This is a genomic window from Mycetocola sp. CAN_C7, assembly GCF_015752285.1.
Classification (GTDB): domain Bacteria; phylum Actinomycetota; class Actinomycetes; order Actinomycetales; family Microbacteriaceae; genus Mycetocola_A.
In genome coordinates this window covers 656,473-678,375 of the sequence record NZ_JADOUY010000001.1, presented here as the reverse complement: position 1 = coordinate 678,375, position 21,903 = coordinate 656,473, and the positions used below count along the sequence as shown (strand labels likewise).

Here is a 21,903-nt window from a genome sequence, read left to right as displayed (position 1 = left end):
CGGTGGCGACCGCCGTCAGTTCGCCAGCGACCGCAGGTAGCTCATCGATGTCGCGACGTCGCCGATCGGGCCGCCGTCCTCTGCCGGCTGCTCGGTCAGGATGGTGTCCTGCTCGAGCACGTACCAGCCGTCGTAGCCGGCCTGGGTGAGCACGTCGACGATCGTCGCGAAGTCGACATCTCCGGTACCGAGCGGCACGTAGATGCCCTGTCTCACGGCATCCGTGTAGGAGATCTCGCCCGACCGCACCCGCTCGGCAATCGCCTTCGACACGTCCTTGGCGTGCACGTGGGTGATGCGCTCGGGGTGCTCACGCGCCAGCTCCACCGGGTCGGTACCGCCGATGAGAAGGTGCCCGGTGTCGAGGCACAGCGGAACCTTCGAGCCGGCGAGAACACGAGACACATCGTCGCGGGTCTCGACGAGGGTTCCGACGTGGGGGTGGAGGGTGGGGCGGATGCCACGGCTCACCGCGAGGTCGACCAGGCGATCGAGATTGGTGAACAGTGTCTGCCACTGCTCATCTGTGAGCGTGGGGCGGGCGTCATATCCGTCAGAACCTGTCGCTGCGGCAAGAACGAGGGTGTCGCCGCCGGCCGCTTCGAAGGCGTCGAGCTCTCGGCTGACTCCGGGAACCGGGTCATGGTCGGGGTCGTGCAGCAGCACGGGAACGAATGCTCCGACCGCCTGCAGACCGGCCTCGCGCAGCATCGCGCTGCGTTCGAGCGGCTCCTCGGGAAGCCAGCCCTGCGGGCCGAACTCGGTGGCACCGAGTCCCAGCTCGCGCATTTCGCGCAGAACGCGGTCTGGTGCCAGCTGGACGCCCCAGTCAGGCACCTCGCACACGCCCCAGCTGATCGGAGCTCCGGCGATCCTCATGAGCGTGCCCCCGCCCCGACGGTCGCGACATCGATGGCGACTCGAGCTCCCTGGGTGGCGCTCGCGGTCGCTGCATCGGCCAGCAGGAGTGCGGCGCGCCCGTCGGCGAGGCCGGGAAGAGGAGTAGTCCCGGCCGTGATCGACGTGATGAAGTGATCGAGCTCCGCTCGGTACGCGGCGGCGTATCTGGTGAGGAAGAAGTTCTGGAACTGGCGGCTCGTCGAGCCCGCCTGGGAGTTGAACACGACAGAGGTCTCGCGGTGGTTCGCGGTCTCGAGCGAACCCAGTGGTCCGAATGCCTCGAGCCGCTGGTCGTAGCCGGTTGCGCAGAAGCGGGAGTTCACGATGGTCGCGATCGCTCCGTCAGCCGTCCGGAGGGTCGTGACCGCTCCGTCGAAGTCGCCGAACTCTTCGAGGGCGGGGTCCGAGCGCTGGCCGAACGCTTCGACCTCGACGAAGTCGCCGAGCACAGCGCGCGCCAGGTCGAGGTCGTGGATCGCCATGTCACGGAAGATGCCACCGGACTGGGCGATGTACGACAGGGGCGGCCCGGCGGGGTCGCGGCTGATGATGGTGAGCTGACGCACCGGCCCGACCTCACCGTTTCTGGCCCGCTCGATCAGTTCGTTAACGCCGGGATCGAAGCGCCGGTTGAATCCGACCATGACCCGGTTGCCAGCTGCGCCCACGCTGGCGATGCACTCGTCGACACGTGCGAGGCTGAGGTCCACCGGCTTCTCGACGAGCACGGCTTTGCCCGCCGCAACAGCAGCGAGGATGTGCTCGACGTGGAACGGGGTGGGCGAACCGACGATGACCGCATCGATGCCGTCAGCGAAAGCATCCGCGATGTCTGTCGACGACCGGGCACCGAACGGCTCGGCGAGTCGATCGGCTGCACCGGGGACCGGGTCGACGACGACGCCGAGTCGTGCGCCGGGGTGGCCGGCGACGTTGGCGGCATGGACGTTGCCGATCCGGCCGGCGCCGATGAGGGCGAAGGTAAGCATGGGTGCCTTTCTGGGTGGAGCGACGAGGGTCAGCCGAGGAGGGGGCGTTGTTTGGCCCGCTGCTCGACATAGACGGATCGAGCCGCCTGGGTGCTGTCGAGTTCGGACACTTCGGCGACAGGAACATCCCACCAGCCGGCTCCGTCAGGACCGTAGAGCAGTGGGTCGGACTGCACATGGATCACCGTGGTGGTGGGTGATGCCTTCGCGCGGGTGACGGCGTCGAACAGTCGACCAGTGACATCCGGCCCCGGTTCCACATCGAGAACGTCGATGCCGTAGCTGCGGGCGTTGGCGGCGAGGTCGATCGGGAGGACGGTGTGCCCATCGAAGCTCTGCGTGTCGGGGTCGTATGAGCGGTATTTCGTTCCGAATCGTTCGGAGCCGACGGTTTCGGACAGGTGCCCGATCGACGCGAAGCCGTGGTTCTGGATGAGCACAACGATGATCTTGAGCCCCTCGGCCACAGCGGTGACGAGTTCGCTGTGCATCATCAGATACGAGCCGTCGCCCACCATCACGAGAACGTCGCGGTCGGGAGCCGCACGGCGAACACCCATCCCACCGGGGATTTCGTACCCCATGCATGAGTATGCGTACTCGACGTGATAGCCGAGGGCATCCCGCACCCGCCAGAGTTTGTGCAGGTCACCCGGGAGCGATCCCGCAGCCTGTACGACCACATCGCGCGGGTCGCTTGCGGCGTGCACCGCTCCGATGATCTCGGACTGCCCAGGAAGCTCGCGTCCTGTTGGGTGCAGGGCGGTGTCGACGACGGCATCCCATTCGGATGACCAGCGGCGCAGCTGGTCGGCGTATCCGTCCGAGATGCGGTGGCGACCGAGCGCGGCGGCCATGGCGTCGATCGTCTCGCGGGCGTCAGCGACCACCGGTAGCGCACTGCCGTGCTTGTAGGCATCGAACGGGGCGACGTTGACGTTGACGAAACGCACATCCGGGTTCTGGAACGCCGTGCGGCTCGCGGTGGTGAAGTCGCTGTAGCGGGTGCCGATTCCGATGATCAGGTCGGCCTGCTCGGCCGCATGGTTGGCCGCTGTTGTTCCTGTCGCTCCGACTCCACCCAGGTACTGGGCGTGATCCCAGGGCATCGCGCCCCCTCCGGCCTGGGTCGTTGCGACCGGGATGCCGGTGAGTTCCGCTAACAGACGGAGCTTGTCTTCTGCGGCGGAATACAGAACGCCGCCTCCGGCCACGATGAGCGGAGCCTTCGCGCCGAGGATCGCTGCCATCGCGCGATCGAGTGCCCCGCGTTCCGGGAGCGGGCGGCGCAGGTGCCATTCGCGGTCGGCGAGGAACTCGAGGGGGACGTCGAGCGCTTCGGCCTGAACATCTTCGGGCAGGGAGATCGTCACCGCACCGGTTTCAGCGGGGTCCGTGAGTACCCGCATCGCCGAGAGGGCGACCGAGTAGAGCTGCTCGGGCCGCTGAACGCGATCGAAGAAGCGCGAGAGCGGGCGGAATGCATCGTTCACGGTGAGACCGATGTCGTGCGGGAGCTCGAGTTGTTGCAGCACCGGGTCTGCGACGCGGGTCGCGAACGTGTCGCTCGGCAGTAGCAGGGCAGGCAGACGGTTGGTCGTCGCGAGGGCAGCGCCGGTGAGCATGTTGGTGGCGCCGGGCCCGACGGATGCCGCGCTGGCCATCGTTCCGAGACGGCGGCGCATGCGGGCGTAGCCGACGGACTGGTGCACCATGGCCTGTTCGTTTCGGGCCTGGTAATACGGCATCAGGCCGGGCTCCTGCGTGTTCAGCTGCTTGAGCGCCTGCCCGACCCCGGCGACGTTGCCGTGGCCGAAGATCCCGAAGGTTCCGGCGATGGTGCGTTCACGGTGGTCGCCGTCGACGGTCCACTGGTGGGCGAGAAACTCGATGAGCGCCTGGCTCACTGTCATGCGCTTCGTGGTCACTGCAGTCCTCCCGGTGCGGGTTCGGTTCGTTCGTACGGAAGCCGGGCATCGAACTCCTGCCCCTCCCAGGTGTCGCGGACCCAGCCGTGGGCGGGGTCGTCCGAGATGCTCCAGACCCGCTCGGGATCCGGACCGGCCATCACGTTGAGATAGTAGAGGTCGTACCCGGGCGCTGCGGCGCACGGGCCGTGCCAGCCGTGCGGAACCAGGCCGATGTCTCCTGTGCGAACCTCGGCGAGCGTGTCGATCGCGCCGGCATCCGACGAGTAAGCCCGCAGATAGCCGAAGGGGTCGGCGGACTCGGGTGCCTGCAGTCCGCGTGAGACCGCGGTCTCGAAGTAGTAGATCTCCTCGAGCCGTGACTCCTCGCCTGCGACGAGCGTGTCGTGTTTGTGCGGCGGGTACGACGACCAGTTCTCGGCGGGGGTGATGACCTCGCACACGATGAACCGGTCGGCGTCGAGGGCCTGAGGGGTCCCGAAGTTGTGCACCTGGCGACTGGACCGACCGGCCCCGCGCAGCTCGACCGGGACCTCGGGTCGACGGATGTGTCGAGCCGGCTTGGCTACGGTGGCCGGTGCTTCTGCGACGGCGACCCGCCCGACACCGCTGAGGACGGCTCGCGAGTCGACCGGGAGGTAGAGAACATCGGTGGGGCCATCGAACACCGATGCCCTGCCTTCGAGTTCGGTGACGATCTCAGGCGCGTCGGCCGTCGTCGAGTGGCTGACGGTGAACGACCCGGCGAGCGGAACGATCAGGCGCTCGACACCGGGCTCGCTGAGCAGGCGCTCGTCACCGGCAGCGAGCTCAGCCACCCGGATCCCCGTGTGGGTCCAGCCAGGAAGTGTGTCGTCGACCACGGACTCCCAGCCGTCGCGAGAGAGCGCACCTCTCGTAAAGAACCACTCATTGCGTTCCTGCACGCCAGCCTCCATCGGTCTCGTACCGTGCTCTAGTTCTGGGGGAACCCGAGGTTGATTCCACCATGGCTCGGGTCGAGCCAGCGCGACGTGACCGCCTTCTGCTGGGTGAAGAAGCGAACTCCCTCTGCTCCGTGCGCCTTGGTGTCGCCGAACAGGGAGTCCTTCCAGCCGCCGAAGCTGAAGGTGGCGACCGGAACGGGGATCGGAACGTTGATGCCGATCATGCCGACCTCGATCTCGTTCTGGAACCGGCGTGCGGCACCACCGTCGTTGGTGAAGATCGCGGTTCCGTTGCCGAAGGCGCCGGAGTTGATCAGCTCGACACCCGCGTCGTAGCTGGGCACCCGCACGACCGCGAGGACCGGACCGAAGATCTCCTCTGTGTATGCCTTCGATGTCGTCGGCACGTTGTCGAGCAGCGTTGGGCCGAGCCAGAATCCGTTCTCATTCCCGTCCACCGTGATACCCCGGCCGTCGACGACGATCGTCGCCCCGTCGGCCTGTGCGATTTCGATGTACGACGCCACCTTGTCGCGGTGCTGCTCGGTGATGAGCGGTCCCATGTCGCAGGAGCGGCGACCGTCGCCGATGGTGAGTGCCGACATCCGTTCGGTGATCTTCTCGATCAGCGGGTCGGCGACCGGTTCGACGGCGACCACGACCGAGATGGCCATGCACCGCTCACCGGCTGACCCGAAACCGGCGTTGATGGCGCTGTCTGCGACGAGGTCGAGGTCGGCGTCCGGGAGCACGAGCATGTGGTTCTTGGCCCCACCGAGTGCCTGGACGCGCTTGCCGTGTGAGGTTCCCGTCTCGTAGACGTAGCGGGCGATCGGGGTCGATCCGACGAAGGAAATGGCCTTCACATCCGGGTGGGTGAGGAGGCCGTCGACGGCCTCCTTGTCGCCGTGCAGCACGGTGAAGACACCATCTGGGAGTCCGGCTTCCTTCCACAGCTCGGCGAGCCAGAGAGCCGCAGACGGGTCCTTCTCGCTCGGTTTGAGGATGACGGTGTTACCGGCGGCGATGGCTATGGGGAAGAACCACATCGGCACCATGGCCGGAAAGTTGAACGGGCTGATGATGCCGACGACACCGAGGGGCTGGCGCAGGGAGTAGACGTCGATGCCGGTCGAGACCTGCTCGGAGTACTCGCCCTTGAGGTGGTGCGCGAGGCCGGTCGCGAACTCGACGACCTCCTGGCCACGGCTGATCTCGCCGAGGGCATCGGAGAGCACCTTGCCGTGCTCTGCCGTGATGATCTCGGCCAGTTCGCCCTTGCGTGAGTCGAGCAACTCGCGGAACCTGAAGAGCACCGCCTGGCGCCGGGTCAGTGACAGGTCGCGCCAGGCCGGGTATGCGGCCTTGGCCGAGGCGACGGCGGCGTCGATCGTGGCGGCGTTCGCGAGCGACACCTTTTTCGTGACCGCGCCGAGCGCTGGGTCGAAGACGGGCGCGGTGCGCTCGTTCGAACCGAGGTGTTCTGCACCAGCGATCCAGTGCGGAACGACGGGCAGGCTTGAGTTGGAGGTGTTCGTCATCTGAGCTGTTCTTTCGTTTCGGTTCTGGATCACTGAAGAGCGGGGGAGAGGGCGCGGCCGTGCACGAGCTGGGCAGCCTGGTCGACCGCGGATGCAACGTCGCCGTCCTGCGGGTACACGAGGGTGCGTCCGACGACGAGTCCGCGCACCCCGGGAAGGGCGAGCGCATGCTGCCACCTGGTGAATGTCGCATCCGGTGCGCCTTGCGGGTCGCCGCCGAGCAGCAGGGTCGGCATGGTGGTCGACGCCATCACGCGTTCCATCTCGTCGACGACCGGCAGTTTCATCCAGGTGTACGCAGATGAGTTGCCCAACCCGGATGCCACCGAAACCGACCGGATGACGGCCTGCGGGCTGAGGTCGTTGAGAACGCGGCCGTCGCGTCTGGCGCTGAGGAACGGCTCGAGCATGATCGGCACCTTGGCGAGCGCTGCCTCATCGACCGCCCGCGCGGTGGATTCGATCGTGGCGACCGAACCGGCATCCTCGAGATCGATGCGCAACAGCGTCTTGGCGAAGTCGAGGCCGTCGCGTTTGATCGCGTCGATGTCATAGGCGGTGAAACGGTCGTCCATCTCGAAGCTCGCGCCGCTCAGCCCGCCGCGGTTCATCGACCCGACGACGATCTTGTCGTCGAGCACCCCGAGCGTGGCGAGGTCGTCGACGATGTCCGGGGTGGCGAGCAGCCCGTCGACGCCGGGGCGGGACAGGGCGAGCGCGAGCCGGTCGAGCAGGTCATAGCGGTCGGCCATGGCCATCTGGTCGCTGCGCACTCCGAGGGCTCCCCGCGCCGGGTGGTCGGCCGCGATGATGAAGAGGCGTCCGTCTTCGGCGAGGAGCGAGTCCCGGCGCCGGCGGTTGCGGAGCGCGATGCGCACGTCTTCCGGTCGATGCGCCCTGGTGTCGCGCAACGCCTCGAACTGGCCCGCCGTGAGAAGGCGCCCGTCTCTAAGCTGTGACATTGGTGGTTCCCTGCAGTAGGTGTTCGACCTCGGCGGTCGTCGGCATTGCTGTGGAGCACTCGCGGCGTGATGCGACGAGAGCACCGGCGGCGTTGGCGAAGCTCAGGATGCGTTCCAGGTCCCAGCCCTCGACGAGGCCGTGGCACAGGGCGCCGCCGAAGCCGTCGCCTGCCCCCAGGCCGTTGATGACATCGATGGGGAACGGCGGAACTTCGACGGACTGGTCGCGGGTCTTGGCCAGCACGCCCTTTGGCCCCTGTTTCACGATCGCCAGGTCGAGCCCGCGGTCCAGCAGCGCGTCAGCGGCCCGGTGCGGGTCGCTCTCGCCGACGGCGACCTCACACTCTTCACGGTTGCCCACTGCGACAGTCACCTGGTCCAGCGCCAGCGAGACCTGCTCGCGGGCGTCCTCGACCGACGCCCAGAACATGGGTCGGTAGTCGAGGTCGAGGATCGTCAGCGGGCGTCGGGCGCGAGCGGCCCACGCGGAGTGATGCGCGCTGCGGCTGGGTTCCTCGGAGAGACCGGTGACCGTCGACCAGTAGATGGTCGCGTCGCGGATGGCATCCAGGTCGAGTGATTCCGACGTAATGGTCAGATCGGGGGCCTTGGGCTTGCGGTAGAAGTACAGCGGAAAATCGTCTGGAGGAAAGATCTCGCAGAAGGTCACCGGAGTGGGGAACTCGTCGTTCACGGCGACATACCGGTTGCTGACGCCAAGCCTGTCCAGTTCGCGTCGGACGTAGCGGCCGAACGGGTCGTCTCCCACGGCGGAGATCAGTGCGGCCGAACGTCCGTGCCTGGCGGCGGCCACGGTGACGTTGGCGGCACTTCCCCCGAGGTACTTGCCGAACGTGTCCACATCCTCGAGTCCGACACCGTCCTGCAGCGGATAGAGATCGACGCCGACGCGACCGATCGCGATCAGATCCTGACGTGCTTGGTGCTCATTCATGGGTCCCGAACCGAATCCTTCCAGCGGGTCCACCCCCGACATTGGAGTTAATGTTAGGACAATGCTACATGGATGATCCGACGGATTGCTACCGGCGCCGAGCTCGTCGGCCTCCGGCCTAAGGCCTTAGCGCGAAGACTCGAGAATGGCGCGAACGCCACCATGGACCTGAGACGCCTGCGGCGACTCGCCCATCGCAGCTGCCTGAGAAGCACCGTCAAGGAGCCACGACACCCACCTGGTGAGTTCGAGCGCCGGAACGTCCTCACGAATTTCTCCGCGCTGTTGACCCGTCTCGACGTTCCGGGCGAGAAACTCGGTCACCAGACCCGACTCTGTCTCGAGAGCTGCTGCGACCCGCGGTTCTGACTCAACTCCTGCGAGGCCGGCGACGAAGATGGGGTAAGAATCCTCTCCCATCTCGGCTGCGACGGCGGTCGCGTAGCTCATCACCGCCGCGAGCCCCGATGCCGCCTGCTCTGTGTTCGTCAGGTGGGTTCGAAGATCCTCACATCCCGATTCGAGAACAGCAACGAGCGCCTCGAGCTTGCTCCCGAAGTAGTGGAAGAACGTGCCCGAAGAGATGCCCGCTTCGCGACATATCCCTGCGGTGGTCGACCGCTGGTAGCCATGCGTCGCGAACTGTCCTGAGGCTGCTCTGACAATGGCCGAGCGCTTCGACTCGTATTTCTCGCGATCGACTGGACGGGACATGGCACCCAGCCTAGTGCTTTACTAGAGCACTTGCTCTAGAGTGGGTGCTCTATGAACGATGAGCACGGTTCCCATGCCCGAAGTCGTCGGCCCGGCGGTTCGGTCGCTCGGCGATCCCGGATGCTCGGAGTGATCGCGCTGGGGGGTATCGCCATCGCTTACTCGCCCATGTGGCTGCCGAGGTTGCGCGACATACTCGGTATCGACCTCGGGATGGCGGGTCCTGCGTCATCGATCTTCTGGAACGTGCTCGCGGCCGTCAGCCTCGTGGGCTACATGTTCCTCGTCGAACGCCGCCCACTGTCGTCCATCGGCCTGCGGAAGCCATGCGCAAAGGACGTGGAATGGGCTCTCTACCTGTTCGGCGCGTACATGGCATGGCAGTGGATCATCATCACGTTCTTCCCACCTGCTCCTGACCCGGGCACGGAGACCATCACCTCTCTGCCCCTCGCAGCAGTCCTCGGGATCATCGTTTCGGCGGCCGTATTCGAGGAGATCCTGTATCGGGGGTACCCGATCGAGCGCCTCAGCGAACTGACCGGGCGACGCTGGATCGCCTACGCGGTGACCGTCCCGCTGTTCGTCTCGCCGCACCTCGTGTTTTTCGGTCCTCAATGGCTGTGGACAGCAGGCGTCGGAACGATCGCCATCTACGTCCTCTATGCAAAGACCCGGAACCTGCCTGCCTGCATGCTCCTTCACCTGTGCGTCAACCTCCCGATCCTCATCCCGACCATCGCCCACCACATCAGCGCGACCAGCTGACATCGCGAACTCCAGATCAGCAGAGAGGTTCCTGGGTAAAGGCGGGCATCCGCGGCTCCCCGAAGGTGGGGTGCCCAAACCCCAGTTGAGGGGCTGGAAACTCGATCGACGACCGACAGAATCGAAGGATGTCCGATTCACAGCAGCCATACACCCCCCAGTCAGTCCCATCTTCGCCACCGGTAACCCCGCCGCCGGGATACGGATCCGAGCCGTCGCCGTACGGCCCTCCCGGCGCGTACCCGCCGTCGAACCAGTTCCCGCCGACGCCGCCGGCCAGGCCGGGAAACGGTCTGGGCATCGCAGCCCTGATCGTCGGAATCTTCGCGTTCATCGGCGCTTTCATCCCCTTTGTCAACTACGTTTCCGGCTTCCTCGCCGTGGTCGGCATCATTCTGGGCATCATCGCGATCACGCGCAAGAACAAGCCGAAGAAGGCCGGGGTCGCCGGCCTGATCGTCTCCGCCGTCGCACTCATCCTGTCGATCGTCCTCGCCTTTGCCTACACGGCCGGCTTCGTGGCAGCCGTCGATGAGGCGCTTCCTCAGTCGAGCATCCAGGAAACCGACGACGCAGCACCGGCCGAAGAAGCTGACGAAGCCGAGACCGAGGCATCCGCTGAGGTCGGCACGCGCGAGAACCCGGCACCGATCGGCACCACCGTCGAGATCACGACAGCGGGCGCACCGACCTACGAGGTGACGCTCGGCGCCCCGACGCTCGACGCAACGGATGTCATCCTCGCCGAGAACCAGTTCACCGAGGCGCCGCCGGAGGGCTTCCAGTACGCACTTCTGCCCGTGACGGTGACGTACACCGGCACGGAGACCGGTACACCCTGGATCGACCTGCAGATCACCTACGTTTCTGCCGCGGGCACGACCCACACCCAGTCCGATGCGCTCGCCGTCGCTCCGTCGCCGACGTTCATGGAGATCAACGAGCTCTACCCCGACGCGAGCGGTACGGGAAACATCGTCATCGCCATCCCCACAGCGGATGCCGCGGCGGGCTCCTGGACGGTTGAGCCGCTCTTCCTCGGCGACACGTTCTTCTTCGCCGCCGAGTAGTCACCCAGCGCCGCACGGCGCGTCATCGGACACAAATGGTCGTCGATCGCGTCGTTCGACGACCATTTGTGTCCCTTGAACAACCGCGCTCGGTTCCGCCCGCGCTCTACGCCCCAGCCAGCTGCTCTTCGACGACCTGCGGCGCAGCATCCGCCGCGAACGCCCCCCGGTATCGGGCCGCCGGATGCCGCTCGTTGAGTCGCGGCGACCCGAACAGCTTCTGCCTCAACGGGCCATCCGCATACGACGATTGCGCGAGCCCTCGCTCACGCAGCACCGGGAGCACCCGGTCGGCGAACTCCTCGAACGATCCGGGGATCACCCAGTTGATGACGTTGATGCCGTCGACCCCCGCGGCCTGCCAGACCTCGATCTGGTCGGCGATCGACTCGGGGGTTCCGACCAGCCGCGTGTTCCTCGCCTGCAGGATCCCGAGGTCACCGACGACCGGCTCCCGGTCGGTGATGTATCGCGACGTCCACTCGAGGAATCCGCGAGCGCCGTTCGTGTCGACATCCTTCAGCGGAGTCGACGGGTCGTACACCCGCCCGTCCTTGTCGACGACGGCCATGTGGGCGAGATACCCGTCGACGCTCACGTACTTTTCGTACTCGACAGCCTTGGCCCGTGCCTCTTCCTCGGTGTCGCCGATCACGAAGCTCAGCCCCTGGAAGAACTTGATGTCGTCAGCATTGCGACCGTACGAGACGGCGAGAGCCCGCGTCTCGGCGATCTGTTCGGCGGCGACGGCCGGACTCGGCGCGATAATGAACACGGCCTCAGCATTCCGGGCGGCGAATCCCCGACCGGATGCCGACGAGCCGGCCTGGTAGAGCACCGGGGTTCGCTGCGGTGACGGCGACGGAAGGTGCGGGCCCTCCACGCTGTACCGCTTGCCCCTGTGGTGGATCTTGTGGATCTTCGACGGATCCGAGAACGACGACCCTTTCTTGTCCTTGAGCAGAGCGCCCTCGTCCCACGACCCCTCCCACAGTTTGTAGGTCACGTCGACGTACTCCTCGGCCCACTCGTAGCGTTCGGTGTGGTCGGTGAGCTGCGACTGCCCGAAGTTGCGCGCGCCGTTGTTCTGCATGCCCGTGACGACGTTCCAGGCGATCCGGCCGTTCGAGATGTGGTCGAGGGTCGACACCTGGCGCGCGAAGTGGAACGGATGGCTCTGAACGACATTCGACGTCAGTGCGAGACCGATGTGCTCGGTGTTCACGGCCAGGGCGCTGAGCAGCACGGTCGGGTCGTTGCTGGGAATCTGCAATCCCTCGCGCGCGTAGACGTCGAAGTCGGCATCCGAATCCCCGTACAGCCCGCTGACGTCGGCGAAGAACATCGCATCGAACTTCGCCTCCTCGAGCAGCTTCGCCAGGTGGATCCAGGTCTGCACGTCGTTGAACTCGGTCTGCTGCGCATCAGGTCGGCGCCACTGTCCGTGATGGATGTGCGAACCGGTGTTCATCACGAACGCGTTGAAGTGAAGGGGCGTGGGCATGGTGATCTTCCGATCAGTCGAGAGTGGGCAATGACGAGACGAGCTGCTGCGTGTACGGATGCTGCGGGCGATTGAAGACGTCGTCGGCGGTTCCGCGTTCGACCACGGCGCCGTCCTTCATGACGAGCACCCGGTCGCTGATGTGGCTGATCACTCCCAGGTCGTGGGAGATGAACAGGTAGCTCAGGCCGATCTGCTTCTGCAGTTCGACGAGCAGGTCGAGGATCTGCGCCTGGATCGAGACGTCGAGCGCCGAGACGGCCTCGTCGAGCACGATCACCGACGGCGACGGCGCCAGCGCCCGGGCGATCGCCACCCGCTGCCGCTGCCCGCCCGAGAGCTGCAGCGGAAAGCGCGGCAGGATGTCATCCGTCAGCCCCACCTGCCGGATCAGTTCCCGCACCCGCGTCTTCTTCTCTGCGGTGCTGCGCGGCTCTTCGTCGGTGACGGCATCGAGCAGGATGCGCTCGGTGTTCCAGCGCGGATCGAACGAACTCAGCGGGTCCTGGTAGACCACCGAGATGCGTTTGCGGAGCGAGCGCCGCGAGGACTCGCGGATCGACGACCACTCACGGCCGAGCAGAGTGACCGACCCTTCGTCGGCATCCGTCAGTGCAAGGGCGATGCGCGCGGTCGTGCTCTTGCCCGATCCGGACTCGCCGACGATGCCGAGCGTCGTGCCCTGCTCGAGCTCGAACGACACGTCGTTCACCGCCGTCGAGAGGCTGCCGTCCGGCGACCGGAATCGTTTCACGAGGTTCTTCGCCTCGAGCACAGGTCCGGTATAGTCGGCGAACTCCTCAGCGAAACGCGCCGGGTGTGCTGTGGCGACGATGTCGAGTTGGGGTCCGAGCCGTCGCCCGCGAGTGTGTTCGCCTGGCACAGCCCCGATGAGGCTCTTCGTGTACTCGTGTTCCGGAGCGGTGAGAACCTGCTGGGCGGACCCGCTCTCGACGACAACGCCGCCCTTCATCACGAGGATGTGATCGGCGAGGTGCGCCACCACTGACAGGTCGTGGCTGATGAGGATGATCGAGACGCCGCGCCTCTTCGTGTCGGTGAGAAGAGAGAGCACCTGCGCCTGCACGGTGACATCGAGGGCTGTCGTCGGTTCGTCTGCGACGATGATCTCGGGGTCGAGGGCGAGAGCGGATGCGATGAGCGCACGCTGGCGAAGACCACCGGAGAGCTCGTCGGGACGTTGCCGCGCACGCAACGCGGGGAGGGGAACGCCGACCGAGTCGAGCAGTTCGATCACCTTGCGTTTGCGGCTCGCCCGATCGCCCCAGCCGTGCAGCTTGAGCGCCTCTTCGATCTCCTTGCCGACCGGGCGGAGCGGGTCGAGCGAGACGAGAGCATCCTGAAGGATGAAGCCGATCCGGCGCCCGCGGATCTCACGCCAACGCTTCGCCCCCACCGAGGTGAGGTCTTCACCGTCGAGACTGATCCTCGACGAGTCGACGGTGGCGTTCCGGCCGGTCAGCCCCACGATCGAGCGCGCGGTGACGCTCTTGCCCGAACCCGATTCACCGACGATCGCGATGCACTGGCCGCCGTGAAGGTCGAAGGAAACACCTCGAACGACCTCGTGGAACTCGCCGCCGCGGGTGAAGCCGACGTTCAGGTTGTGGACGGACAGGCGTGGCGCGTCCGTGTGCACTGAACCGGTGGCATCCGTTCGGTTGTTTGTGAGCAGGTCGGTCATTTTTCGCCCTTCTCGAGTGAAGCCTGGATGTGCTTACCGAGGGTGGTCGCCGCGATCGCCAGGGCCACGATGACGAGGCCGGGGATGACGGTGAGCCACGGCGCCTGCGTGATGTAGAGACGGCCGGCGTCGAGCAGGGCGCCCCACTCCGGCGACGGCGGTGCCACGCCGAGGCCGAGGAACGCGAGGCTCGATGCCCACACGATCGATTGGCCGACCGACAGCGCGATGATCGCCACGAGCGGCCGGATGGCATTCGGGATGATGTGGGAACGAAGGATGCGACCGCGACTGTGACCGAGAGCCGTCGCGGCTTCGACGTAACCGGAGTTCTTCGCGGTGAGGATCTGTCCGCGGATCATCCGGGCGTAGCCGGGAGACGTGCCCACGCCGACGGCGAAGACCTGAGAGAACGCGGATGGTCCGATCACGGCGACGAGGAGAAGCGCGAGCAGCAGAGTCGGGAAGGCGAAGAGCACCTCGATGACCCGGTTCACAGTTCCCGCAACGTACTTGCCGGCGAGAGCCGCGAGCGAGCCGAGGATCAGCGCAATGGTGAGGCTCGCCGCGGTCGCTCCGATGCCGATGAGCAGCGATTCGCGGGTGCCCCAGATGACGCGACTGTAGAGGTCACGGCCCGACTCGTCGGTGCCGAACCAGTGCGCCAGCGACGGCGGCTGAAGTGAGTTCGCAAGGTCGAGCGCGTAGGGGTCGTGGGTGGCGAGCACCTGCGGTGCGATCAACGCGACCACGAAGAAGAGCAGGGCGGCCAGGGCGGTGCCCAGCCCCCACGGCACCACAGATTTTTTGCGTGACCGCGCGGCCGGCGGAGTGACGGGAACTTTCTGTTGCAGGGTCATGAGTTCTTCAACCTCGGGTCGATGAGCACGTACACGAGGTCGACGATCAGGTTCGCGACGACGTAGAGGGCGGCGATGAGCACGACCACCCCGGTGACGATGGGGAGATCCTGGGTAGAGACCGCGGTGACGAGCACCCGGCCGATCCCGGCCCGGGAGAAGACCGTTTCGACGACGACGGCTCCGGAGATGGTGGCGCCGAGTGCCCAGCCTGAGAGGGTCACGGCGGGCAGCACCGAATGCCGTAGCACGTGGTGCAGCCGCACTCCGAGATCGCTCATTCCACGCATCCGTGCGGTGAGAACGAATGGCTGCTCGAGCGAGTTCTCGAACTCGGTGCGGGTGGCCTGGCTCATGAACCCGGCGAGTGGGATGGCGAGGGTGAGTGCCGGGAGAAGGAGCCCGGCCGGGCTCGAGCCGCTGATCACCGGGAACCAGCCGAGGCTCAGCGAGAAGACGAGCAGCAGCAGGATGGCGAGCCAGTAGTGCGGGAGTCCGGCTGTGGTCGTGTCGACGATGGCGCCGAACGAGCTGAGCTTCGGCCCACGCCCGGCGGTGAGGATGATCCAGACGACCATGATCAGCCACGACAGCCCGATGGCTGTGAGGGTCAGGACGAGTGTCGGGCCGATCTGCTCGAGAATGATCGTGGCCACCGGGCGGTACTGCTGGTATGACATTCCGAGGTTGCCGGTGAGCAGGGCCCGAATGTAATCGAAGTACTGCACGACGAGCGGGTTGAGCAGACCGTACTGCTCGTTGATCTGCGCGAGTTCCTCCGGAGTGCGCTGAATGGCCTGCCCGGCGCGGGTGTTGAGGATGACGGTGGCCCGATCCCCCGGCAGTGCCGCCTGGGCGAGGAACGCGGCAGTCGCGGCGCCCCACAACACGATCACCGCACCAACGAGTTTCTCGCCGATACGACGGGCGAGGAGCCGGTTGCGCGATGCCCGCCTGGCCGCCGACGCCTGAGCGTCAGCGGCCGCGGTGGTCGCGGCATCCGCCACGGGCTTATTCGACGAAGTAAGCGTCATGGAACACCGGTCCTCCCTGTGCGTTCTCCTGCCACACGCCCTTGAGGTACGGCGACACGGCGAGGCTCGACAGGCGGTCGTAGAGACCGATCGCCAGCGCGTGGTCGGCGATGTACTCCTGGGCTTCGGCGTAGAGCCCGTTCTGCTTGTCGATGTCAGGCTCGGAGTTGGCGGCGAGGATGAGGTCCTCGAGCACCGGGTCGTTGTAGAACGCCGAGTTGTTGAAGTTCGGGCTCTCCGGCAGGTTCTGGCGCCAATTGATGTGCAGGATGCCGGCGGTCACCGCGGTCCAGTAGCCTGCGGCGATGTCGCGTTCCTCCGGCGTCGAATACGCACCGGCGAAGAACTCGCTCTGCGGAACGGGGATGAGTTCGACCTTGAAGCCGGCTTCCTTCGCCTGCTCCTGCACACCCTGCAGGATGGATGCTCCCTCGGCGTTGACGATCGTCCCGGCGCCGTACGGCAGCACGACGTCGAGCGTCTCGCCGTCTTTCGTGCGGTACCCGTCAGCATCCGTTTCGGTCCAGCCGGCGGCGTCGAGCAGATCGTTGGCCTGATCGATGTCGTAACTGTAGGCATCCGCCGCTTTCTGGCTGTAGCCAGGAGTCGACTGGCTGACGCCGCCGTTGCCCTCGTAGGGGATGACGCCCTTGCCGATGGTCTCGACGAGGGTTTCGCGGTCGAGGCTGTACGCGAAGGCCTTGCGCACGTTCTCGTCGACGAACGGACCCTCGACGGTGTTGAAGCTCAACTGCTGGGGACGGCCTGGTGTCACATACTTGGCGAGCTCGAAGCCTTCGGACTCGAGACCGGCCCATTCGATTGCCGGAACGTCGTAGAGCGCGTCGACCTCGTCTGCGCGGAGTGCCGAGGTGCGGGTGGTTCCGTCGGCGACGAAACGCCAGTTGATCTGCTCGACGTTGGCCGGGCCCTCGTGCTTCGCGTTCGCTGGCCACGAAGTGTAATCGTCGTTGCGGGTGAGCACGATGTTCTCGCCGCGGTTCCATTCCTTCACGACGAAGGCGCCTGAGCCGATCGGGGCCTCGCAGTTCTCCTCGTCCGTGCGGGTCTCGAGCGCTTCCTTCGACTGGATGGCGAAGTAGCTCTGCGAGAGGTTGTCGGCGAGGCGCGGGTACGGGGCGGTCAGGTGCACGGCGAGGGTCTGCTCGTCGATCGCTTCAGCAGACTCGTAGTAGCCCTCGAGCCAGACCTGTGCCGTGGAATTGCCGCCCTCGAGCCAGTAGTCGAAGTTGTAGGCGACGGCCTCGGCGGTGAGCGGAGTGCCGTCGGTGAACTCGACGTCGTCCTTGAGGGTGAAGGTCCAGGTGAGTCCGTCGTCTGATGCGCTCCACTCGTCGGCGAGCCACGGCACCACTGTGCCGTCTTCGTCGAGGGAGGTGAGGTTGTCGAGCACCTGGTAGCTGAGGTACGCCTGCTCGATCCAGCCGCCGAAGACGCACGCCGGCTCCTGCTGGTGGGCGTACTCGATGGTGCCGCCGTCGACCCGCTTGGCATCGTCGGCTGGACCGCTCGCGCCGCCGGCGCATGCGGTCAGTGCCATCGTGGCGAGCACGCCTGCTGCGGCGACGGACAGAAGCTTTGCGGGGTTTCGTAACATGCGAAAACAGCTCTCGTGTGACAGGGAAAAGGCGCCGAATCTGCGGAATCGCGGCGATCACCGGTTGGTAGTGAGCGACTCTATGGGCGCACCGGATGCCGGCAACAGGGCGCAGGTCACACTTCGTAGCCTGAGCCGTAATGTGGCGTCACACGGGTCGCAGATGTGCCGCCGATCGCTCGCGGCCAGCCCGATCGCGCTCGTCGGCGACCGGGCTCGGACGGAAATGGTCGTTCGGGGCCTGCGACGACACAATGGGTCGTTGGACGCGCGCAACGACAGAAACGGTCACACATCCCGCGAAACCTCAGCCGTTTCTGTCGTCGCTCGCGCGGCATCCGGCCCCGTTGCGACCAAGCAAACGGATGCCACGGTTTCCGTCACCGCGAACGCAACGACCTCAGGGCGTCACCACTCGGCGTCGCCACCGACCCAACGCGTCGGCGGGTTGTGGCCTGCGCACAGCCACTCGATCTCGTCGGCCTTGATCCGCTCGCGGAGCAGCCGCTCGGTGGTGCGCGCCGTCGGCTTGTCGCTGATGAACGGCCGCATGACGAACTGCTTCATGTTGCCCTGCTTTGTGACGGTGACCGCGTCACCGGTGAAGAGAACGTCGTGCCATCGAAAGGCGACGTGACCGGGGGTATGTCCGGGCGCGGGAAAGGCGAGCAGGCCAGGGAAGATGTCGAGTGTTCCGGTGATCTCAACGACACCGACCGGGTACTCGGAGCGCGCGACGCGGTTGACGAAGCGTCGCACCAGAGTGGGCGGGGCAACGTCGCCGCGGAGGATGGCGGCATCCGCTGTGCTGATCCAGACCGGAACGTCGAGCGCACGCTGCAACTGCGCGACGACCTGGGCATGGTCGAAGTCATAGTGGGTGAGCAGGATGTCGGTGATCGAGCCGGTGCGTCGCTCGGCATCGCGGATTTCGACGATGAGACGGTCGTACCCGGAGGCCATGCCCGGGTCGATGACGGCAGTGCGGCCGTCACCGCTGACGACGTACCCGTTGGCACCCGTCGACTTCTCGAGCTGGAACACATTCTCGGCGATCTTGCGCATGGTGTGGCCTCTCTGCTGCCCGTGTAGTAGACCACGCCTGATGAGTGGCGGTCGAGGGCTTGCACTCGAGGCTCGAGCTCGGTGGTCCTCGTGCGAGCTGCCGCTACCGGTCCCGTCCTTCGGCGGCTTTTTCCGCGACAAGTGACGCTTCGATCCCGTCGAGGATGATGCCCAGCCCGAACGCGAACTCGTTGCCATACGCGTAACCAGGCTGCAGGATGAGTTCGGTCGCCATCCTCGCGAGATGTGGATTCGCGCCGGCCATCATCTCCTGTTGCGCGAGAACGTTCTCAGTCACGGCGCCGATATCCCCCGACTCATCCAGCGGCAGTGACGACTCCTGCAGGGCGAATCCGTGCACGTAGCTGTCGACCAGCGACATGGTGTGGGCCGCAAGCGGAATCGAGAATTCGGCGGCGACGAGGCATCCGATCGTGGCGTTCAGGTAGTGCAGAGTCGCCGGGGTGTTGCGCGCATCGATCTCGGAGATGGCCCACGGATGCCGCTTCAACACGCTTCGCGCCGATTCGGACCGCTCTCGCATCGCCGGCTTCCACTCGGCATCCGCAGCGGGAACGGCCATCTCGCTGACGACCAGTCCGACCATGCCGTCGAGCAGCTCGTCTTTGTTCTTCACGTGGTAATACAGCGACATCGCCTCGACGCCGAGTTCGCCTGCCAGTTTGCGCATGCTTAGCGACGCAATGCCGCCGGCGTCGGCGAGCGCCACCGCGACTCTGATCGCCCTCTCCTGCGTCACGGGTTCTCGGGTCGGCGACGTCGTCTTCGTCGTTACCGAACGTGTCACCACATCCTCCGCTCGTGCCTCGGGTCGATTACCGGTGGAACACTCTAGACAGTACCTTACGGCGTATGGTAGCTTCTCCGCATCACCTTACAGCGTATGGTGGTCACCACTTTCAAAGGAAACGATCATGACCGGCACGCTCATCACAGCCCACGACTGGACCCAGGCCGACATGCCAGACCTGACCGGCAAGACCATCGTCGTCACCGGCGGCAACAGCGGTATCGGTCTCGAAGCTGCCCGTGCCTTTGCCGCGCACGGCGGCCACGTCGTGCTCGCCGTGCGCAACGAGCAAAAGGGACAGGATGCCGCGGCCACGATTCCCGGTTCGACCGAGGTCCGGCACCTCGACCTGGCCGACCTGGTCTCGATCCACCGGTTCGCCTCGTCCTGGTCGGGCGAGATCCACATCCTCGTCAACAACGCCGGAGTCATGGTGCCACCCCTCACCCGCACAGCTGACGGCTTCGAGTTGCAATTCGGCACGAACCACCTCGGTCACTTCGCCCTCACGAACCTGCTTCTGCCGCAGATCACCGGCCGCGTCGTCACGGTCGCGAGCAGCGTGCACCGTTCGGGTCGGATCGATTTCGATGACCTCAACTTCGATTCCCGTCGCTACGGCGGCGGTTCGGCCGGTTACGCGCAGTCGAAGCTCGCGAACCTGCTGTTCACCCTCGAACTGCAACGGCGTCTGAGCGAAGCGGGGTCGAGCGTTCTCGCCACGGCGGCGCACCCCGGCATGGCGGCCACGAACCTCAACTCGAGTTCGACCAATGTGGCGCTCAAGGTCTTTGCCAGAATCGTCGTCGCCCTGTTCGCCCAGAAGGCGGTCGACGGTGCCGCCCCGACCCTGTTCGCCGCCACGGCACAGATGCCCGCCGCTGGCTACGCCGGGCCGAGCAAGCGTGGCGGGTTCGCCGGTTCGCCCGTGCTCGTCGACCGCTCAGCCGATGCCTCCGATCCGGTCGTGGCCGCTCGCCTCTGGACGGCATCCGAGGACCTCACCGGCATCAGATTTCCCTTGTAGCCGCCCAGACCGGGTTCTCGGCCGTCGTCTAGTGATCCTTCCGCGGGCGGCCGTCAGTGCGACCGAACGGGCTGCCGCAACACAGTTCTGAGCTTGCTCGGCTCGGTTCGACGAGGGTCGCTGAGGTAGATCTCGTGGTGGTCCCCAGCGAAGGTGAGCCCGTGAGCGGGCAGGTACTCGTGGTGGAGCCGGTCAAGGGTCGGAGCCTCATCGTCGTATGCACCGATGTGCAGGATCTGCACGCACGTGCCTTCGTCGAGTGTGAAGAGGCGCACGCGCTGCGCTGCGGCGACGCCCTTCGTCGTGGTCACCGTCGTGACGGCATCCGTCACCAGGTCGGTGGTGATCCAGTCGGGTTGGTTGATGAGAAGCGTCCAGTCCCACGCATCTTTGTCGCCGGTCGTGAATGCCATCATGTCGTCTGCACGCCAGAGGCCTTCGAGCGGGCCGACGACGAAATCGCGGCCGAGCTGTTTCTTGCTCGTGAACTTGACCGAGTACGCGACGGGGTAGAGGGCCTCGAGCGCCGCGGCGTACTCGGGCGAGGTATTCGGGTTGCCGTGCCCGTCGATCGCGAGGTACTGCATCCGTGGCACGTCGACGACCGTGAAGTCCTGCGCCGACGGGGCATAGAGCGCTTTGTGGGCCGTCTTGACGTCGTACTTCTCAGTGGTCATGTGGGAACCGCCTTCTCGGCTAGTCAGCTCAGCTGTAACTGACCGCGACCATCAGCGCTCCTGCGCCGATTTTGAGTACACCGTCGATGGCCCAGAAAAGCCGCAGGTCAAACGATGTTGCGCGCAGTCCGATCCAGGCGTTGACCATGCAGACGATCGCCAGCAGGGCGCAGATCGGACCGTGGCTGAGACCGAGGATGAGAAAGTGGGCGCCGACGATGAAGAGCATCCACATCCAGAACGGACGGGAGTCGATGTCTGGGAACTTTCGCACAACGACGCTGACGAGGTAGCCCTCCACGAGGAACGCGATGCCGAGAACCACCCATTGCCAGATCTCCGGCCGCACGCCGTCGTCGAAGATCAGCCGGGTTGCACCGCCGACCGCCATGATCAGGATGCCGACGGCGGCCCCCGCGATCAGCCAGGTGACCCGCCACTTGCGGCCACGGAACGAGCCGACGAGAATGCCGAACCCGATCGCGACGAGCAATGCGCCGCCGCCGCGCATCAAAGGGAAGAGTTCGGGCATGTCGGTGAAGAGGGTCACCCGCCTGAGTCTGTCAGCGACAGTGCGCGATCGGAAGAGTGCTGGCCCGCTCCCCTCCGGAGTCTTGTGGTCACTCCCACTGGGGCCTGCCTCGGGCATCCCGACCAATCTCCTCGCGAGTGGATGCTGTCGGCCGAGACACCTACGCCGCCCGCGAAGCCGCCACGTGCACGACCAATTCCTGCACATGTGGGGTGTCGTCTTTCTTCAGTTGACGGTCTGATTCGGAGCGCTTTTCGCGTTCATGTCGAGATCGGGGTGTTGAGCGGCAATGTGCCTGCGGATACCGCTTGGCCAAT

The 21,903-nt window shown here is 65.8% G+C and carries 20 protein-coding genes; 3 read left to right on the top strand and 17 right to left on the bottom strand.

Annotated features, from left to right (window positions below):
- Positions 1-15 precede the first annotated feature (15 nt).
- The 8 genes from IWX78_RS03265 to IWX78_RS03230 form a co-directional block, all read right to left on the bottom strand.
- Positions 16-879 (bottom strand): TIM barrel protein, encoded by an 864-nt coding sequence (locus tag IWX78_RS03265; RefSeq protein WP_196831935.1) that lies wholly within the window; start codon positions 877-879, stop codon positions 16-18.
- Complete coding sequence (locus tag IWX78_RS03260) at positions 876-1,889, bottom strand: Gfo/Idh/MocA family protein (RefSeq protein ID WP_196831933.1); 1,014 nt, start codon at positions 1,887-1,889, stop codon at positions 876-878. Before IWX78_RS03260 ends, IWX78_RS03265 begins: the two co-directional genes overlap by 4 nt.
- Positions 1,890-1,918: 29 nt before the next feature.
- Positions 1,919-3,802 (bottom strand): 3D-(3,5/4)-trihydroxycyclohexane-1,2-dione acylhydrolase (decyclizing), encoded by a 1,884-nt coding sequence (gene iolD, locus IWX78_RS03255; protein ID WP_196832113.1) that lies wholly within the window; start codon positions 3,800-3,802, stop codon positions 1,919-1,921.
- An 11-nt stretch (positions 3,803-3,813) separates the two neighbouring features.
- Positions 3,814-4,743 carry a 5-deoxy-glucuronate isomerase gene (iolB, locus tag IWX78_RS03250; RefSeq protein WP_334684526.1) on the bottom strand — a complete coding sequence of 310 codons (930 nt, stop codon included), beginning with the start codon at positions 4,741-4,743 and terminating at the stop codon, positions 3,814-3,816.
- A gap of 29 nt (positions 4,744-4,772) precedes the next feature.
- On the bottom strand, positions 4,773-6,284 hold the full coding sequence (locus IWX78_RS03245) for a CoA-acylating methylmalonate-semialdehyde dehydrogenase (protein WP_196831930.1): 1,512 nt from the start codon (positions 6,282-6,284) through the stop codon (positions 4,773-4,775).
- Positions 6,285-6,313: 29 nt separating this feature from the next.
- Positions 6,314-7,246, bottom strand: a complete 933-nt coding sequence (locus IWX78_RS03240; RefSeq protein WP_196831928.1) for a Cgl0159 family (beta/alpha)8-fold protein — start codon at positions 7,244-7,246, stop codon at positions 6,314-6,316.
- A complete protein-coding gene (gene iolC, locus IWX78_RS03235; protein WP_196831926.1) occupies positions 7,233-8,201 on the bottom strand; it encodes a 5-dehydro-2-deoxygluconokinase in 969 nt (322 codons plus the stop codon). The genes IWX78_RS03240 and iolC overlap by 14 nt, the downstream gene beginning before the upstream one ends.
- 126 nt (positions 8,202-8,327) lie before the next feature.
- On the bottom strand, positions 8,328-8,915 hold the full coding sequence (locus IWX78_RS03230) for a TetR/AcrR family transcriptional regulator (RefSeq protein ID WP_196831925.1): 588 nt from the start codon (positions 8,913-8,915) through the stop codon (positions 8,328-8,330).
- A 51-nt stretch (positions 8,916-8,966) separates the two neighbouring features.
- On the opposite strand from IWX78_RS03230, the gene IWX78_RS03225 reads away from it, so the two are divergent.
- Both IWX78_RS03225 and IWX78_RS03220 read left to right on the top strand, forming a co-directional pair.
- The gene (locus IWX78_RS03225; RefSeq protein ID WP_196831924.1) at positions 8,967-9,683 is read left to right on the top strand and encodes a CPBP family intramembrane glutamic endopeptidase; all 717 of its coding nucleotides are present in this window, start codon (positions 8,967-8,969) and stop codon (positions 9,681-9,683) included.
- 128 nt (positions 9,684-9,811) lie between these two features.
- The gene (locus IWX78_RS03220) at positions 9,812-10,753 is read left to right on the top strand and encodes a DUF308 domain-containing protein (protein ID WP_196831923.1); all 942 of its coding nucleotides are present in this window, start codon (positions 9,812-9,814) and stop codon (positions 10,751-10,753) included.
- Positions 10,754-10,859: 106 nt separating this feature from the next.
- On the opposite strand, the gene IWX78_RS03215 is transcribed toward IWX78_RS03220, so the two are convergent.
- The 7 genes from IWX78_RS03215 to IWX78_RS03185 form a co-directional block, all read right to left on the bottom strand.
- Complete coding sequence (locus IWX78_RS03215; RefSeq protein ID WP_196831922.1) at positions 10,860-12,257, bottom strand: LLM class flavin-dependent oxidoreductase; 1,398 nt, start codon at positions 12,255-12,257, stop codon at positions 10,860-10,862.
- Between the two features lie 13 nt (positions 12,258-12,270).
- Positions 12,271-13,962: a dipeptide ABC transporter ATP-binding protein gene (locus IWX78_RS03210; RefSeq protein ID WP_196831921.1), complete on the bottom strand. Its 1,692-nt coding sequence runs from the start codon at positions 13,960-13,962 to the stop codon at positions 12,271-12,273.
- Complete coding sequence (locus IWX78_RS03205) at positions 13,959-14,822, bottom strand: ABC transporter permease (RefSeq protein ID WP_196831920.1); 864 nt, start codon at positions 14,820-14,822, stop codon at positions 13,959-13,961. The genes IWX78_RS03210 and IWX78_RS03205 overlap by 4 nt, the downstream gene beginning before the upstream one ends.
- The gene (locus tag IWX78_RS03200; protein ID WP_196831919.1) at positions 14,819-15,856 is read right to left on the bottom strand and encodes an ABC transporter permease; all 1,038 of its coding nucleotides are present in this window, start codon (positions 15,854-15,856) and stop codon (positions 14,819-14,821) included. The genes IWX78_RS03205 and IWX78_RS03200 overlap by 4 nt, the downstream gene beginning before the upstream one ends.
- A complete protein-coding gene (locus IWX78_RS03195; protein ID WP_196831918.1) occupies positions 15,834-17,474 on the bottom strand; it encodes an ABC transporter substrate-binding protein in 1,641 nt (546 codons plus the stop codon). The genes IWX78_RS03200 and IWX78_RS03195 overlap by 23 nt, the downstream gene beginning before the upstream one ends.
- Before the next feature lie 408 nt (positions 17,475-17,882).
- Entirely contained in the window at positions 17,883-18,539 is a 657-nt protein-coding gene (locus IWX78_RS03190; protein ID WP_196831917.1) for an MBL fold metallo-hydrolase, read from the bottom strand.
- 103 nt (positions 18,540-18,642) lie between these two features.
- The gene (locus tag IWX78_RS03185) at positions 18,643-19,347 is read right to left on the bottom strand and encodes a TetR/AcrR family transcriptional regulator C-terminal domain-containing protein (RefSeq protein ID WP_196831916.1); all 705 of its coding nucleotides are present in this window, start codon (positions 19,345-19,347) and stop codon (positions 18,643-18,645) included.
- Between the two features lie 127 nt (positions 19,348-19,474).
- On the opposite strand from IWX78_RS03185, the gene IWX78_RS03180 reads away from it, so the two are divergent.
- A complete protein-coding gene (locus IWX78_RS03180) occupies positions 19,475-20,377 on the top strand; it encodes an oxidoreductase (protein ID WP_196831915.1) in 903 nt (300 codons plus the stop codon).
- A 53-nt stretch (positions 20,378-20,430) separates the two neighbouring features.
- Here the strand turns inward: IWX78_RS03180 and IWX78_RS03175 are convergent, their stop codons facing one another.
- Both IWX78_RS03175 and IWX78_RS03170 read right to left on the bottom strand, forming a co-directional pair.
- Positions 20,431-21,054 (bottom strand): GyrI-like domain-containing protein, encoded by a 624-nt coding sequence (locus tag IWX78_RS03175; RefSeq protein ID WP_196831914.1) that lies wholly within the window; start codon positions 21,052-21,054, stop codon positions 20,431-20,433.
- Between the two features lie 28 nt (positions 21,055-21,082).
- On the bottom strand, positions 21,083-21,604 hold the full coding sequence (locus IWX78_RS03170; protein WP_196831913.1) for a DUF6609 family protein: 522 nt from the start codon (positions 21,602-21,604) through the stop codon (positions 21,083-21,085).
- Between the last annotated feature and the right edge of the window lie 299 nt (positions 21,605-21,903).

Bases quoted from the DNA above. Each gene is read 5' to 3' on its own strand.
- IWX78_RS03245 (WP_196831930.1), bottom strand. From the start codon at position 6,284: ATGACGAACACCTCCAACTCAAGCCTGCCCGTCGTTCCGCACTGGATC.
- IWX78_RS03230 (WP_196831925.1), bottom strand. From the start codon at position 8,915: ATGTCCCGTCCAGTCGATCGCGAGAAATACGAGTCGAAGCGCTCGGCC.
- IWX78_RS03260 (WP_196831933.1), bottom strand. From the start codon at position 1,889: ATGCTTACCTTCGCCCTCATCGGCGCCGGCCGGATCGGCAACGTCCAT.
- IWX78_RS03220 (WP_196831923.1), top strand. From the start codon at position 9,812: ATGTCCGATTCACAGCAGCCATACACCCCCCAGTCAGTCCCATCTTCG.
- iolD (WP_196832113.1), bottom strand. From the start codon at position 3,802: ATGACAGTGAGCCAGGCGCTCATCGAGTTTCTCGCCCACCAGTGGACC.
- IWX78_RS03240 (WP_196831928.1), bottom strand. From the start codon at position 7,246: ATGTCACAGCTTAGAGACGGGCGCCTTCTCACGGCGGGCCAGTTCGAG.
- IWX78_RS03265 (WP_196831935.1), bottom strand. From the start codon at position 879: ATGAGGATCGCCGGAGCTCCGATCAGCTGGGGCGTGTGCGAGGTGCCT.
- IWX78_RS03195 (WP_196831918.1), bottom strand. From the start codon at position 17,474: ATGTTACGAAACCCCGCAAAGCTTCTGTCCGTCGCCGCAGCAGGCGTG.
- IWX78_RS03210 (WP_196831921.1), bottom strand. From the start codon at position 13,962: ATGACCGACCTGCTCACAAACAACCGAACGGATGCCACCGGTTCAGTG.
- iolC (WP_196831926.1), bottom strand. From the start codon at position 8,201: ATGAATGAGCACCAAGCACGTCAGGATCTGATCGCGATCGGTCGCGTC.
- IWX78_RS03180 (WP_196831915.1), top strand. From the start codon at position 19,475: ATGACCGGCACGCTCATCACAGCCCACGACTGGACCCAGGCCGACATG.
- IWX78_RS03190 (WP_196831917.1), bottom strand. From the start codon at position 18,539: ATGCGCAAGATCGCCGAGAATGTGTTCCAGCTCGAGAAGTCGACGGGT.
- IWX78_RS03200 (WP_196831919.1), bottom strand. From the start codon at position 15,856: ATGACGCTTACTTCGTCGAATAAGCCCGTGGCGGATGCCGCGACCACC.
- IWX78_RS03215 (WP_196831922.1), bottom strand. From the start codon at position 12,257: ATGCCCACGCCCCTTCACTTCAACGCGTTCGTGATGAACACCGGTTCG.
- IWX78_RS03175 (WP_196831914.1), bottom strand. From the start codon at position 21,054: ATGACCACTGAGAAGTACGACGTCAAGACGGCCCACAAAGCGCTCTAT.
- IWX78_RS03225 (WP_196831924.1), top strand. From the start codon at position 8,967: ATGAACGATGAGCACGGTTCCCATGCCCGAAGTCGTCGGCCCGGCGGT.
- IWX78_RS03205 (WP_196831920.1), bottom strand. From the start codon at position 14,822: ATGACCCTGCAACAGAAAGTTCCCGTCACTCCGCCGGCCGCGCGGTCA.